At 71.6% G+C, this 15,073-nt stretch carries 10 protein-coding genes and 2 tRNA genes; 7 read left to right on the top strand and 5 right to left on the bottom strand.

What is annotated here, in order from left to right:
- Positions 1–63 precede the first annotated feature (63 nt).
- On the bottom strand, positions 64–969 hold the full coding sequence (locus tag AB0I73_RS28825) for a DUF2797 domain-containing protein (RefSeq protein ID WP_363042129.1): 906 nt from the start codon (positions 967–969) through the stop codon (positions 64–66).
- A gap of 147 nt (positions 970–1,116) precedes the next feature.
- On the opposite strand from AB0I73_RS28825, the gene AB0I73_RS28830 reads away from it, so the two are divergent.
- The 5 genes from AB0I73_RS28830 to AB0I73_RS28850 all read left to right on the top strand — a co-directional run bounded on the left by AB0I73_RS28830 (position 1,117) and on the right by AB0I73_RS28850 (position 6,045).
- Complete coding sequence (locus AB0I73_RS28830) at positions 1,117–1,548, top strand: hypothetical protein (protein ID WP_363042131.1); 432 nt, start codon at positions 1,117–1,119, stop codon at positions 1,546–1,548.
- A gap of 47 nt (positions 1,549–1,595) precedes the next feature.
- Positions 1,596–2,147 (top strand): potassium channel family protein, encoded by a 552-nt coding sequence (locus AB0I73_RS28835; RefSeq protein ID WP_363042133.1) that lies wholly within the window; start codon positions 1,596–1,598, stop codon positions 2,145–2,147.
- Between the two features lie 499 nt (positions 2,148–2,646).
- Positions 2,647–2,793, top strand: a complete 147-nt coding sequence (locus AB0I73_RS28840; RefSeq protein ID WP_363042135.1) for a hypothetical protein — start codon at positions 2,647–2,649, stop codon at positions 2,791–2,793.
- 107 nt (positions 2,794–2,900) lie between these two features.
- On the top strand, positions 2,901–3,707 hold the full coding sequence (locus AB0I73_RS28845) for a ribonuclease BN (RefSeq protein ID WP_363042137.1): 807 nt from the start codon (positions 2,901–2,903) through the stop codon (positions 3,705–3,707).
- A gap of 586 nt (positions 3,708–4,293) precedes the next feature.
- The gene (locus AB0I73_RS28850; RefSeq protein WP_363042138.1) at positions 4,294–6,045 is read left to right on the top strand and encodes an alpha/beta-hydrolase family protein; all 1,752 of its coding nucleotides are present in this window, start codon (positions 4,294–4,296) and stop codon (positions 6,043–6,045) included.
- 43 nt (positions 6,046–6,088) lie between these two features.
- Here AB0I73_RS28850 and AB0I73_RS28855 read toward each other — a convergent pair whose 3' ends face one another.
- Complete coding sequence (locus tag AB0I73_RS28855) at positions 6,089–6,823, bottom strand: CPBP family intramembrane glutamic endopeptidase (protein ID WP_363042140.1); 735 nt, start codon at positions 6,821–6,823, stop codon at positions 6,089–6,091.
- A 591-nt stretch (positions 6,824–7,414) separates the two neighbouring features.
- Here AB0I73_RS28855 and AB0I73_RS28860 point away from each other — a divergent pair.
- The gene (locus AB0I73_RS28860; RefSeq protein ID WP_363042142.1) at positions 7,415–7,768 is read left to right on the top strand and encodes a carboxymuconolactone decarboxylase family protein; all 354 of its coding nucleotides are present in this window, start codon (positions 7,415–7,417) and stop codon (positions 7,766–7,768) included.
- A 162-nt stretch (positions 7,769–7,930) separates the two neighbouring features.
- Here the strand turns inward: AB0I73_RS28860 and AB0I73_RS28865 are convergent.
- A tRNA-Arg gene (locus AB0I73_RS28865) sits at positions 7,931–8,006 on the bottom strand.
- A gap of 189 nt (positions 8,007–8,195) precedes the next feature.
- A tRNA-Ser gene (locus AB0I73_RS28870) sits at positions 8,196–8,286 on the bottom strand.
- Positions 8,287–8,694: 408 nt separating this feature from the next.
- Here AB0I73_RS28870 and AB0I73_RS28875 point away from each other — a divergent pair.
- The gene (locus AB0I73_RS28875) at positions 8,695–13,275 is read left to right on the top strand and encodes a PAS domain-containing protein (RefSeq protein ID WP_363042144.1); all 4,581 of its coding nucleotides are present in this window, start codon (positions 8,695–8,697) and stop codon (positions 13,273–13,275) included.
- A gap of 102 nt (positions 13,276–13,377) precedes the next feature.
- Here AB0I73_RS28875 and AB0I73_RS28880 read toward each other — a convergent pair whose 3' ends face one another.
- Positions 13,378–15,018: a long-chain fatty acid--CoA ligase gene (locus AB0I73_RS28880; protein WP_363042182.1), complete on the bottom strand. Its 1,641-nt coding sequence runs from the start codon at positions 15,016–15,018 to the stop codon at positions 13,378–13,380.
- Positions 15,019–15,073 lie beyond the last annotated feature (55 nt).

Here is a 15,073-nt window from a genome sequence, read left to right on the forward strand (position 1 = left end):
GAGACCGAACAGCACCGAACGGTCCGGCCGGGCCCGCAGACCCGGTACGAAGCCGGGCCGGGATCAGAACAGCCCGTCCTGCACCCCCGCCCCCTCACCGGTCCCCTTCAGCGCCCTCACCGGCAGGTCGAACCCCCGCCCCGCGCCCGGCACCAGCCCCCACCCGGCCAGCAACCGCGTGTCCAGCACCACGGCCCCGCTCCCGCCGAGGCTCCGGCTCCCACCTCCCGTCGCCAGATGCAGATCCGGCCCGGCGACGGCCACCAGCTCCCCGCTCGCCGCACCCCCGGCGACCAGCTCGCTCACCTCCCCCGCGGCGGCCGGCACCCCGGCCAGCCCGAACACCCGCACATGATCGACGGGCCGGAAGGGCGCACGGTCGAGCGACTCGGGCCACCCGGTCAGGGCGAGGGCCCGCGCATGCAGCTCCGCGAGCTCCGCCGCCCGCTCCGCCTCCGTGTCCGGAAGCACCGCACGCACCGCCCGCTTGTCGGCGTACGGAATCCGGTCGGGCACGCGGAGCGCGGCACGCAACAGCTCCTCGGCGCGCCGAGCCGCCATCAGCGGCCCGATCCCCAGCCAGCTGAAGCAGACAGCTCCCTGCTCCAGCAGCCGCGCCGATCCCCGCTCCACCGCGGTGATCCCGACCTTGGCCATCCCCGGCCCGAACCACGCCAGGTATACGCGGTACGGCCGGGGATCGTCCGCGAGGGTGTCGGCGGCCACGGAACGCGCCCGGTCCAGCCGTGCACACTCCTCGCAGCGCGCCCCCGTGCTCCGCCCCGGCACCACCGCGCCGAGCGGGCACGCATGGCCCCGCGCCCCCACGCATGTCCGCACGCCCCCTTCCTCGACCCCGAAGGCCACCCGCTTCCCCCAGGTCAGCGCGGTGCGCCGACCGCCCTCCCACTCCAGCACGGGACCGTCCGCCGACCAGCGCAGTCCCGAGCACTTCCATGTCCGTGCCATCTCTCACGAGAGTAGGGCCACCCACTGAAATCGACTGCCATCGACGGCGGCAGGCGCCTCACCGCCCACCGAGGTGCCGCCCGCCCGGCCCGGTGCAAACCTGGAGGAGAAGCCGTACCGCTCGGGGACGACCGAAAGGGCGAACACATGGCCAGCAACGTCGGCGGAACGCAACACCGGACCGAATGGGCACCGCGGAGCACCTGGGCGATGGGCTGGACCGCGGCCGCGGCGGTGCTGATGGCCTTCGGCGGGATCATGGCGATCTTCGAGGGGATCTCCGCCATCGCCAAGGACGACATCTTCGTCACCACCCCCAACTTCACCTACGCGTTCAGCCTGACCGGCTGGGGCTGGATCCACCTGATCCTCGGCGCCCTCGCACTGGCCGCAGGCCTCGCCCTGTTCACCGGGGCGACCTGGGCCCGCGTCACGGGTGTCGTACTGGCCGGACTGGGCATGATCTCCAACTTCGTGTGGCTGCCCTACGCGCCGATCTGGTCGATCACCCTCATGATCATCTACGGTTTCGTCATCTGGGCCCTGTGCGCACCGCGCGGCGAGCCGAGCCGCACCTAGAACACCGGACACCGGAACCCTTCCCCTCTGCCGACCCCGGCACCCCCATGGGCAGCGGCCGCAAGCCCTTCACGCCCCGACCCCCCCTGTGGCGCTGGCTCGTCCAGACGGTCGGCGCGACCCTCATGGTCGTCGCCTACTTCCTGCTCCCCCTCGACGGCCTGGGCCCCCAGCGCCCCGCCCTGAGCTGGACCTTCTTCGTCCTGGCCCTGGCGCTCATAGCCGCCCTGCTGCTCCAGCAGATCGTCCATGTCCTCCTCAACCATCCGCACGCCCGGCCCGGACTGGTCATCCCCCTGCTGATGTGCCTGGCCATCCTGGTCTTCGCGACGGCCTACCAGGCCCTGGCCCGACAGCCCGGCGAGATGATCGGCCTCAGCACCCGCCTGGACGCCCTCTACTTCACGCTGGTCACCCTCGCCACCATCGGCTACGGCGACATCACCCCGCACGGCCAGACGGCCCGCCTGGCCGCCATCCTCCAGATCCTCTACACCTTCATCTTCCTCACCGCGGCGGCCACAGCCCTGAGCCGCCAACTCCGCACGGTGTTCCTGCACCGCGGAACCGACCGCCATCACCACGACCCCGGAGCCTGAACCGACGGTGCACGGACAACGCAAAAACCCCGTTGGACATCCAGCGGGGCTCTCACACCGTGCACTCGGCAGGAGGCGAACCCGCAGCCTTCTGATCCGTAGGATCGGGCAGCACGCCATGAGGACGGCTCACGGCCCTGGGCTTCGATCGCTGACCTCCGTGATCACGCGCGTCTGTGTGCTGCGGTTGCCGTCAGAGCTGCCGGCGCATCAACCTCACCGGTCCCGGACGCCGGGCTGAACAGAGCTCTCCTGTGAGTTGCGACTTCTCCCACCAGTTCAAGGCGGCTCCACCACCCTCTGGGGATGAGCCGCACGCAAGCGATGCGGCTGCACGTGCGGCTGCGGTGCTGTGCTGTGCGGGAATGCACGGGGGTGGGGCCGGTCCGCCCGGGAGGCGTACCGCCGCAGCGAGCCGCCGAGTCCTGTGACGGCCGGGGCGATCACCGCTGCGGCCCGGGTCCCCGTGGTCGGTCCGGGCACCAGGATGGTGCCGGCGATGGCTGTCCCGAAGGAGGAGCCGAGGTTCGACACGCTGCGGGACAGCCCCGAGACCTCCCCTTACCTCCCCTTGCTGCTCTTCTGGAAAGCTCGACTGCACAACGGTGACCGACGGGGCCGGCATGACGCCCGGTCCGACTCCTAGGTGAAGGCCCGCTGGGCGAGCTGCAGCGCTTCCGCTTGCCCCGGTAGGTGCGTTCGCCCCTCCCCCCTGCCGCGACACGGCCGGTCGACCGAGGTTCACTTCATTGCATGGGCGACGGCAGTAACGCACCCCACCGGCGAAGGCATACCCATCGGTGGCGCGCAGATCAGCAGTGGCGGGCCGCCGGCAACCGTTTCGAGGAGAGCGGGGCGGGTCGGCTGTGGGGCCGGCTCTCGGCGGTCGACTTCTTCGGGCACTCCTTCCAACTGGCCTCGCTCGCGCTCCTGTGCTTCTTTCCTTTTCTGATCATCATCACCGCGGCGGCAGGCAGCGGGGCCGCCATGGTCGTCGTCAGCTGGCTGGGGCTGAATCAGCAGGCGGCACAGGCCGTGGCATCCCTGTTCGTCCCTGCGACGACGTCGTACACCCTCACCGTGACGAGCGCCGTCCTGCTGCTGCTCGGAGCCATGGCCGTGGCCGGCACCCTCCAGAGCTGGTACCGGATACTGTTCAACGTCCGTGGAGGCGGGTGGCGGAACACCGCGGCCCAGCTCACCTGGCTCGCAGGGCTCCTCGCCTACTCCGCCGTGCAGGCCGCACTCGGCAGGGCGTCCGGCGGGTGGCTCCTGACCAGCCTGACCGGCTTCCTCTGGGCGGTCGTCTTCTGGTGGGGAAGCATGTACATCCTGCTCGTCGGTACGGTGACATGGCGCGCCCTGTTCCCCCCGGCCCTGGTCACCAGCGTCTGCTGGACCGGCCTCGGGGTGTTCTCCGCCCGCTACTTCTCAGCGACGATCGTGGCGAACGAACAGAAGTTCGGCCCCATCGGCGTCGTCATGGTCCTCCTGTCGTGGCTGGTGGCAGTCGGCGTGGTCATCCACCTGGGGGCCATCGTGGGCCGCATGCTGCGTTGATCCCCCCACCGCACGACCTGCCCTCTCACAGAAACGCGGCATCACGAGACGCCTGTCCGGGCCGGCCCGGGGCCGTGGGGGCGCTCAACGACGACCAACGCCGACCAACACCGACCACCAACGACGGCCAAGCCGCAGGTCGCAGCGCTGCTCGAGGGCACGGCCCCAGGTCAGAGACCCGGCCCCTCGCCTCTTCGGCCACTGATCGTGCTCGACGGCGTCGACCCGCCCGTGGAGTAATCCGATCTCCTGACGACGACTCCCCAGAGGGGGAGAAAACCGGGCTACGGCCGTCCGGCTGACGTCGCGGAGCCTTGGCACCACCAGAACCCGACATTGAGTCGTCCCGGAAAAGCCTCGCACGGCTCGGGTGAGCTTGTACCGGCCGACGGGCCCCGGTCGCTCAGCACTTCGGGAAGCCACTCACGACTGGGAAGAGATCGTTCCGGCTGGGGAACGAGATGCGCGGAAGCCGGGCCGCACCGGAACACCTGTCGTTCGCGGAAATCACCCGCGTCGGGCGAGGCCTCGGCAGACCGGACAGAACTGTGCTGAACCCAGCATGACGTCCTGGGAGGGAGCGCACATGTCCGGAACACAGGGGCCACAGGAGCATCCGAACGGGGCCGGAGCGCCCGCCGCGAGTGAGGCCGGAGCGGGCCTGACCGCAGGGGGCGGTACCCCAGGAGGGCCGGCGCAGCCCGCGCGGCACCGGAAGCTGCTGTACGCCACCCTTCCCGGGAGCTGGGGCGCCGTGGTGCTGGGGTGTCTGTCCTTCACGCCTTCGCTGCTCCCGCGCGGGGGTCTGCTCCAGGGGGTGATCTGCGGAATCACGGCGGCCATCGGCTACGGGCTCGGCGTACTGGCCGCATGCGTGTGGCGCGCCTTCGCGGACCGGGAGCCCCGGCCCGCGCGACGCTGGGCCTGGCCCGCCTTCTTCATCGGCGCGCCGATCCTTTTCGGTGTCTTCTTCGGGTTCGGGCAGTACTGGCAGTACGAGATCCGCCGGCTGATGGGGGTGACGGACTACAGCGTTCCGCTCGCCGTCGCGTCGCCCTTCGTCGCGGTGCTGGTCTTCTGCCTCCTCCTGCTGACCGGGCGTGGCATTCGCGGGATTTATCGCCGGCTCTCGGACTTGCTCAAGCGCTGGGTCGGGGCACGGGCCGCTCGGGCGGTCGGTTGGATCCTGGTCACCGGGCTCGCCTATCTGATCGTCACCAGTCTTCTCCTCGACGGATTCGTCGCCCTGGCCAATCAGGCTTTCTCGGTGCGCAACACGACGACCCAGGAAGGGGTGCACCAGCCGGCCACGAGCCTGCGCTCGGGAGGGCCGGGCTCGCTGGTTCCGTGGGACTCCCTGGGCCTGCAGGGACGCGGCTTCACCGGAATGGGCCCCTCGCCGTCGGACATCACAGGCTTCACCCACCGTCCCGCGGTGGAACCGATCCGCGCCTACGCCGGACTGGCGTCGTCGGACAGCACCGAGTCCCGTGCCTCGCTGGCGGTCGCCGACTTGAAACGCGCGGGCGGATTCCAGCGCAAGAACCTGCTCGTGATGACGACCACGGGCAGCGGCTGGGTCGACCCCGCCGCGGTGGACTCTTTCGAGTACCTCGCCGGCGGCGACTCGGCGACCGTGGCCATCCAGTACTCCTACCTGCCGTCGTGGATCTCCTACCTCGTGGACCAATCGAAGGCACGGGCGGCGGGTCGTGACCTGTTCGACGCCGTCTACGACGCCTGGGTGCAGCTGCCGCAGAGCCGGCGCCCCCGCCTGTTCGTCGCCGGGGAGAGCCTGGGATCGTTCGGCAGCGAGGCCGCCTTCAGCGGAGAAGCCGACCTGCGCATCCGCACCGCCGGCACCCTGTTCGCCGGGCCACCCAATTTCAACACTCTGTTCCGGCAGTTCAGCGACCAGCGTGATCCCGGCAGCCCAGAGATCCAACCGGTCTACCGAGACGGCCGGACCGTACGCTTCACAACCAACCCGGCCACGGGCATCCCCCCGGCGGACCGGCCTTGGGACGGCACCCGGGTCCTCTACCTGATGCACCCCTCCGACCCGATCGTCTGGTGGAGCCCCCGTCTCATCTTCAACGCACCGGACTGGCTCACCGAGCAGCACGGAAAGGACGTGCTCAAGGGCATGCTCTGGCTCCCCTTCGTGACCTTCTGGCAGGTCACCGCCGACCTTCCGTTCTCCACCGGCGTCCCGGACGGCCACGGCCACAAATACACCGCCGAATACGTGGACGCCTGGAACGCCGTCATGCGGCCCGCCGACATCACCGCCCAGGACCTCGCCCATCTGAAAGAGGTCATCGCCGCCGAGGGCTGACCCCACGCACCCGAGCCCCCGGCAGGGGTCAGGCACACCCTTCTCACCGCAACAGGAATCCGACCAGGTAGCCCAGAGCGTTGACGGCCCAGTGCAGGCCCATCGGCGCCAGCAGACTGCCACTGCGCCGACGCAGTTCGCAGAAGATCACACCCGCGGCCGCCGTGAACAGGACCGCTCCCGCGTCCGCGACGACGGAGCCGAGTGCGGAGTGGCCGAAGACCGGGATCAGCCGGGGCTTCGCCGCCACCAGGCCCAGCGACGGCAGGACGTGCCACAACCCGAACAACGCACTGGACACGAGGGTCGCCCAGACGACGCCACGCGCACGATCCACCAACCCGTACAGAACTCCCCGGAACGCGACCTCCTCCAGCAGGACCGTACCCACCGGGACGGTGATCACCATGCGGAGTGCCACCTGGCCGCCCGTGAACCCGCTGTAGCGCTGGTCGGCGAAAAGGCCGCGGGTGCTCGGAAGCAGCGCCGCAGCCAGGTAGACGACGCAGACCAGCCCGATCAGCGCCAGCGCCCAGCGCGCACCACGCCCCAGCGCGGACGGGTCCAGTCCCGCGTCCGCCCAAGTGCCGCCGGCCCGGAAGAGCACCCCCAGCAGCAGCGCGCTGACCAGTACCGCGGTCAGCAGACGGAACGACGGCGCCCAGCGGTTGTCGATCACGTTCGTGAGCGCGAGCACAGCGATCACCATGCCCACGCCCGCGCCGGAGCCGATCGAGCGCCCGGGGAAGGCCCACCGAGGGCCGGAGGCGACCACCACGCGCCTGCTGCTGTCAGGTCCCGACGTGGCGCAGCCCGGTCCACCGGTCCACGGAGTTCCCGCTGCGCGAGACATGACCGAGGACAGGCTGCGTGATCAAGCAGAGGTTCTCCATGTCCATGATGCACTCCGAGATCCCGCCACCCGAGGGATCGGGGACGGCCCAGGGCAGTTGCCACCATCCTGCGGCGGGGAGTCATTGCCCGCCATCCGGGCCACCAGCTGCCACGGCTGGTGCACGGCTCTCACAGGTGTTCGCATGCTGCGACGGAAGCGGTGGCCAGAGCTGAGCGATCCGGCAGGCGGCGCCGCGGAACCGACGCCCCGGACGGCCGCTGGAGTGATCACCGCCGGGGAGACGTCACCGTGACGCTCCCGCTCTCTGCCACGGACGCTTCCACGATCGGGAAAACGGACAGCCGGTGCATGACGGCAGTCCCCACGAGGTCAGCACGTTCGGTCCCTTGTCCGGCTCGGCGCGCGCCATCACCTGAGGGTGCCCACGCTTGAGCAGCAACTGCCGGGCAGGGGGACTTCCGAGTCAAGCGGATGGCGGTTCCCCTCCCCACGGAACCAGAAGGCGGCCCCACCATGGCTACTGCATCCGAGACTCCCGCAGTCGACACGATCGCCGCCATGACGATCGACTCCGTCGAGCGCTGCCACATGGACGAGCGAACGCTCATCCTTGCCCGCCTCGCCGCACTCGTGGCCATGGACGCACCGGTGATCTCCTACCTGGCCCACGTCAACCCCGCGATCAAAGCCGACCTCACGGTCGAGCAATTGCAGGACCTCCTCGTCGCCATCGCTCCCGTGGTAGGGACAGCACGCGTCATGTCGGCGGGCCACATCACGCAGGCGTTCGGTGTCACGCTCGCCCTGGCCGAGAGCGAAGCCGAAGCCATGGCCCAGGCCGAAGCCGAGAGCCGTAACGCCTCCTGAGACAAACCCGACGCGCCGCTGTTCCCATCGAGAGCCCGAGGCACGGTCCCGGAAGACGCTCTCCGCATCGCCGAGAGTCATGTCCGGCGTCTGGAAGAACTGACGTAACAACCGGCACCACAACACCAGAGGCCCCGGATCTCTCCGGGGCCTCTGGTGTTGTGGTGCACTCGGCAGGATTCGAACCTGCAACCTTCTGATCCGTAGTCAGATGCTCTATCCGTTAAGCTACGAGTGCCTGTGTCTTCAGTTTTCTCGCCGCTCCCGGGCCCGCTGGGCTCGCTCGCGGCGACAGGAAGAACATTACATGACCGCCGCCGTCATGTGAAATCCGTTCGGCTCACCCCTTGTGACCTGCGAAAACAAGGACAGAGAGCCGGGAATGCAACGAAGCCCCGGTCGGGTGGACCGGGGCTTCGAAACGGTGCGGAGGCGGAGGGATTTGAACCCTCGATGGGCTTTAAGACCCAAACCGCATTAGCAGTGCGGCGCCATAGACCGGACTAGGCGACGCCTCCGTGCACAACCCTCCGCGCGCGAGCGCGGATCAAGTGGTGCGTGCCGATGATGACACAGTCATGCGTGCCGTCACCAATCGCCCCCCACGGTACTAGGCAGGGTGGCCACAGAGCAAAGCTCTTCCGACCGGCGAGTGGCGGGCGCGTCGCCGGCGCGGTGGGGCCCGGATCGGCACACCGGGGAAAGGCGTAGAGGTCCCGCAACGGTTCGGGCGGCGTCGGTGCAGGCCGGTGCCGGTGCGCGGCAATGCGAGCGTCACATCCCCGTCACGTTACGTGCGACCTCGGTCTCATCCGGCATCGCGAGCGCAATCCCAACCCTTAGACTCCCTCGGGTGACACGTTGCGGGCCGGTTGGCAAGATGGCCCGCGCGGTCGGCACGTAGCGGAACAGGGAGGAAGCGTCTCGTGAGCAGCAGGCCATCCCGAGGCACTGCTCGCCTCGCAGCCATACTGGACGCGCTTCCCGACGCCTTGGTGCTGGTCAACGCCAACGGGACGGTCGTCAACGCCAACACCATCGCCCTCGAGGCGTTCGAGACGCCGGGCACGGCGCTGGTGGGGCGCGGGCTGCTCGACCTGCTGCCGCAGTTCGACTCCAAGCTCATCCCCGGTTCCATGCGCCGGCCGGACCACATCGACCCGCGGGCCCGTACCAAGCCGACGCGCATGGTCGCCCGGCGGACCGACGGGACCGAGTTCCCGGTCGAAGTCACCAGTGCGAATCTGGAGACCGGTCAACAGGCCTACGACAATTACGGCTACACCGGCGACGAACTGCTGATGCTCGTCGTACGCGATCTGTCCGGCACCGTCGACACCGAGGCCGAGCTGGCGCGTTCGCAGCGGCAGACCGAGATGATCCTGCGGGCCGCCGCGGAGGGCGTCGTCGGGACGGACACCGACGGACGGATCGTCCTGGTCAACCCGGCCGCCGCCCAGATACTGGGGCACCGGGCCAGTGACCTCGGCGGGCGCGAGCTGCACACCCTCGTCCTCCACTCGCGCGCCGACGGCTCGCCCTTCCCGTACGACGAGTCCCCGCTCGCGGACACCCTGCGCTCCGGGCGCAAGCACCGGGTGCGCGGGCAGGTGCTGTACTCCAAGAGCGGCGACAAGGTGCCGGTCGACCTGACGACCGCGCCGGTGCGCGACGGCGACCAGCTCGTCGGCGCCGTCATGACCTTCACCGACCGGCGGCCCTACGACGCGGTCGTCAAGGAGAAGGAGGAGGCCGAGCGGCAGCACGCCGAGGAGCTGGAGCGGCTCGCCGAGGAGCACGCCTCCGAACTCACCGCCCTGCGCCAGAAGCACGTCGGCGAGCTGGAGGAACTGCGCGAGGCGCACACCGAGGAACTCGCCGCGAACGAGGAGCGGTACGCCGCGCTCGGCGAGCGGGAGAAGGACCGCTACGAGGCCCTCTCCGGTCGGCACGAACAGCTCCTCACCCTGCTCGGGCAGTCGCTCAGGAGTCCGCTGGAGGAACTGCGCCGCGAACTGACCGCGCTCGCCTCGGACGACGCCGGCCAGCTGTGGCCCGAGGCCAACCAGGTGCTCCACCATCTGTCGGCCGGCTACTCCCGGATCACCACCCTCATCGACAACGTCCTCGGCTACCAGCGGCTCGACGCCGGGACGGAGGGGATCACCCGTACGAAGGTGATGCTCGACGCCGTCGTCGCCGCCGGTGTCGACGGGGCCGTGGAGCTCATCGGGCCGGGCCGGGTGCAGTTCGCCGTGCACACGCCGCCCATCGAGGCCGAGGTCGACTCACGGCTGCTCGCCACCGCCCTCGCGCACCTCGTCGCGGACGTCGCGGGCGTCGACGCCACCGGCAACACTCGCGTGGCGGCGGGCGGTTACCTGGACAACACGGTCGTGGTCGCGGCGGCGCAGCGCGGTGAGGTCGTACGCCTCGAGGTGCGCGGGCCGTACAGCGGCGGCGATCCGGTCCACGAGCCGATCGTGCGCGGGATCGTACGGGCGCACGGAGGCGTGCTGCAGACGCACGAGGTGCCGGGGATGAGCGGCAGCGCGTTCGTCCTCGAGGTGCCCATCGGGGGCGGAGCCGGTGCCGTCGCCGCGGGTCAGGGGCAGCTCGCGCTGACTTCCGGGGGGCCTGCGGAGGTTCCGGAGGAAGCGCCGGTGCCGGTGTCGGTGTCGGTGCCCTCTCAGGGACCGGGACCTGGATCGGCGTCGGCGGAGGCCTCGGTCGAGGAGGCCGGTTCGGCCCCGAGCGGTCAGCGGGGTTCCGGTGGCGGGCGGCGGCGGGCCCGGCGGGCCTCGGTGGACGCGTTCCTGGAGAGCGGGGTGCCGGGGGCCGAGGACGGCTCCGGCTCCGGTGCGGAGGCCGCGGCGACCCCCACCGGTCGGCGCAGGCGCCGGGCGGCGGCCGCGGCGGAGCCCGCGCAGCTTCCGGCTCAGGCGTCCGGTGAGGGCGCGGTGGCGGTGTCCGGTGGGACCGGACGGCGTCGTGGGCGACCGGCCGAGGGCGCGGAGGCCGCTGCCGCCGTACCGGGTGCGAGTGTGGCCGGCGCGGTCGGTGGGGCTGTCGTCACGGCCGCCGAGTCCGCGGCGGGGTCCGCCGCCTCGAACACTGGGTTGGGCGGGACCGTACCGCCGCAGGGAGTGCCCGTCCCCTCCGGAGGGCTGCGCGCCGGACAGGCCTCCGGTGAGCAGCACGCCCTGCCGCCCGCGTTGCCCGCTGCGGGTAGTGCGGACGGAACGGCACAGGCCGCCCAGGGCCAGGAGCAGGAGCAGGAGCAGGAGCAGGAAGAACAGCCTCAGTCGACCGGGCGGCGTCGGCGGGCGCTGGCGGCGGCCACCGAGCGGGCGGCGGCGCAGGAGGCCGCGCCCCGTACGGTGTTCGCGCTGCCGCCCGCCGAAGCGGACCAGGGGGAGCAAACCGGGGTGGTCGAGGGGCCGCAGGGGGGCCCGGTGCCGGTGCCACTTCCCGGACCGGCCGCTTCCGGTGACGCCCTGGTCGACGGGCGCCATGACGCCGTCCCGCACGACCAGGCCGACGACCACACCCCGCCGCAGCCACATCCCACCAACGCCCCGACGGGCCGACGCCGGCGCGCCGTCGCCCAGCCGGCCGAGCAGGGCGCGGGCCTTGCGCCGGTGCCGGCACAGGCTCCGGCGCCGGTCCCGGCGCCGGCTCAACCGGTGGCGCCCGTGCAGGCTGCCCCGATTCCCCCGCAGGGCATGCCCGTACCGCCGCAGGGCGCGGCCCTTCCGTCGGCCGTTCCGCCCCAGGGCGAACCTGTGCACGGTCGGGGCACCGCCGTCCCCGGGCAGATGCCTCAGGTGCAGGCACCGGCACAGACACAAGCGGTACAGCCACCGGCACCGGCACCGGCACCGGCACCCCACGATCAGCCCCAGGTGGCTTCCGGCGGTCAGCCGATGCCCCAGCCCGCCGCGCCGGTCCCGGCACAGCCCGCCGCCCCGGCCGCGGAGCAGCCCGCTTCCGTCGCCCAGCCACTGCCCGCCGAGGCCGCGCCGGGTCAGGGAACTCCGCCCGACGGCACCCCGGCCGCGCAGCCGCCGTGGCCCGCCGCCGGTGCCCCCGCCCCTCCGCAGGGTGCCCCCGTGCCGCCGAGCGGTGTGGCGGCGCCCGCACCGGCCACCCCGCTGCCTCCCGAGGCAGCACCCGCACCCGCACCCGTGCCCGTGCAGCGGGCTGCTCAGCCTCAGCCTCAGCCGCTACCGGTGGAGGCGCCGGCACCGACGGCACCGGTGGACCCGAACTCGACGCAGGGGCGTGCGTTCAGCGTGCGCACCCTGGGGCAGGGCGTGCCGTTCACCCGACAGGCCGTCCAGGTCCAGCAGCCGCTGCCGGCGGCCACGCCTCCCCCGCACCAGCCGGGCGGCTCGGGCCGTCGCCGCAAGCTCGGCACGCGTACCGACCCGGCCGCGGACCACGAACAGGGCGCGCGCCCGCACGCGACGGCCGACTCCGCCCCCGCCCAGCGGCAGGCGCAGGCAGCACCCCAGGCACCCGCGCGCGCACAGGCGCAGCCCCAGCAGCCCCAGGCGCAACCCCCGTTGCCCCCGCAGTCGCCGTCGCCGTCGCAGCCGCAGCACTCGCCCGCCGGGCAGCCACTCCTCGCGCCGACGACCGAGGGCACGGGACGCTCGTACGCGATAGGGGCGCCGGACGCGGACGCGGCCGAGGGCCCCGAGCCGCTGGACGGGCCGGGCGGGGCCGTCGAGGTGGCGGACCCCCCGCGTCCGCAGCCGATGGACGACGAACTGCCGCCGGAGCCGTTGGACAACCCGCGTCGGCTGCTGGTGTGGCCCGCGCCGGACGTCGCCACGCAGCAGGCGCTGAGCGACCGCGGCTACCGGCCGGTGATCGTGAACTCGCGCGAGGAGGTCGACGCACAGATCGCGGCGTTCCCCGCCGCGCTGTTCGTGGACCCGCTGACCGGGCCGATCACCCGGACGGCGCTCCAGTCACTGCGGAAGGCCGCGGTGGCCGCCGAGGTTCCGGTGCTCGTCACGGCCGGACTGGGGCAGGCGTCGCGCGATGCCGCCTACGGCGCCGACCCCGCCGTACTGCTGAAGGCCCTCGCGCCGCGCGACAGCGAGCAGCATCCGCCGCGGGTGCTGCTGATCGAGGAGCACGCGGAGATCGCGCTGGCGCTGACCGCGACGCTGGAGCGGCGCGGTATGCAGGTCGCGCGGGCCGCGGGCGACGCGGACGCGGTGACGCTGGCGGGGCAGTTCCGGCCGAACCTGGTGGTGATGGACCTGATGCAGGTGCGTCGGCAGCAGACCGGGTCCGCCGGGATCATCGACTGGCTGCGGGCGAACGGGCAGCTCAACCGCACCCCGCTCGTCGTCTACACCGCCGCCGTCGGCCAGGCCGACCTGCCGCGGCTGGCCTCCGGCGAGACGGTGCTGTTCCTCGCGGAGCGGTCCACGAGCGACGAGGTGCAGGACAGGATCGTCGACCTGCTCGCCCGTATCGGCACCAACTGAGCGACGGCGCAAGCCGGGTGGGGACGGACCGGGGTTCGTCCCCACCCGGCGCGGCTGTGGTGCGTAACGGCGTCAGGCGTCAGGGGTCGGGGGCGTCGAGCGTCAGAGCCGGGTGACGTCCAGCGTGCCCTCGGCGTACTGCCTGCGCAGCACCTTCTTGTCGAACTTGCCGACGCTCGTCTTCGGCACCGACTCGATCACCGTCCAGCGTTCGGGCAGCTGCCACTTGGCGACGCCCCCGTCGGCGAGGAAGGCGCGCAGGGTGGTGAAGTCGGCGGTGGACCCCTCCTTGAGGACGACCGTGGCCAGCGGGCGCTCCCCCCACTTGTCGTCCGGGACGGCGACGACGGCGGCCTCCGCGACATCGGGGTGGGACATCAGCACGTTCTCCAGCTCGACGGAGGAGATCCACTCGCCGCCGGACTTGATGACGTCCTTGGCCCGGTCGGTCAGGGTGAGGAAGCCGTCGCGGCTGATGGTGCCGACGTCCCCCGTCTTCAGCCAGCCGTCCTCGCTGAACTTGTCGGCGGGGCGCAGCGGTTCGGCGTCGGCGCCGTTGTAGTAGGCGCCGGCGATCCAGGGGCCGCGCACCTCCAGCTCGCCCGCGGACTCGCCGTCCCAGGGGAGCCGTTCGCCGCCGGGGCCGGTGAGCCGGGCCTCGACACCGGCCGGGAAACGCCCCTGGGTCAGGCGGTAGCCGAACTCCGCCTCGGTGCCCACGGCGTCGGCCGGCGGACGGGCGATGGTGCCGAGCGGGGAGGTCTCCGTCATGCCCCAGGCGTGGCAGACCCGCATGCCCAGCTCGTCGAAGGCCTCCATCAGCGAGGGCGGGCAGGCCGAGCCGCCGATGGTGACCTGGGTGAGGGAGGAGACGTCCCGGGGCTTGGCCAGCAGCTCGGCCAGCAGGCCCTGCCAGATGGTGGGGACGGCGGCGGCGTGCGTCGGCCGCTCCCCCTCGATCATCTCGGCGAGCGGGGCGGGCTGCAGGAAGCGGTCCGGCATCAGCATGTTGACGCCGGTCATGAAGGTGGCGTGCGGCAGGCCCCAGGCGTTGACGTGGAACTGGGGCACCACGACCAGGGAGGTGTCCCGGTCGGTCAGGCCCATCGACTGGGCCATGTTGACCTGCATCGAGTGCAGGTAGATCGAACGGTGGCTGTAGACCACGCCCTTGGGGTCCCCGGTGGTGCCCGAGGTGTAGCACATGGCGGCGGCGGCGCGTTCGTCCAGCTCCGGCCAGTCGTAGGCGACGGGCTTTCCGGCGATCAGGTCCTCGTACTCGTGCACCTGGGCGTCGGCGTCCGCCAGCGCGGAACGGTCTCCGGGCCCGGTCACGACGACGTGCTGAACGGTCTTCAGGTGCGGCAGCAGCGGAGCGAGCAGCGGGATCAGCGAACCGTTGACGATGATCACCCGGTCTGCGGCGTGGTTGACGATCCACGCGAGCTGCTCGGCCGGAAGGCGGAGGTTCAGGGTGTGGAGCACCGCGCCCATGCCGGGGATGGCGAAGTACGCCTCCACGTGCTCGGCGTTGTTCCACATGAGCGTGGCCACCCGGTCGTCGCCGGTCACCCCGAGGTCCTCACGCAGGGCGTGGGCCAGCTGGGCCGAGCGGGCGCCGATCTCCGCGTAGGAGCGGCGCTGCGGGTCGCCCTCGCCGGTCCAGGTGGTCACCTGTGACGTGCCGTGGATCGTCGACCCGTGGGTCAGGATCCTTGAGATCAGCAGCGGTACGTCCTGCATGGTGCTGAGCACGGCGTCCTCCTGGGCGACATTGCCTACGCGGCGGTAACGGTCG

This window comes from Streptomyces sp. NPDC050388, assembly GCF_040655635.1.
In the GTDB taxonomy this organism is placed as follows: Bacteria; Actinomycetota; Actinomycetes; order Streptomycetales; family Streptomycetaceae; genus Streptomyces.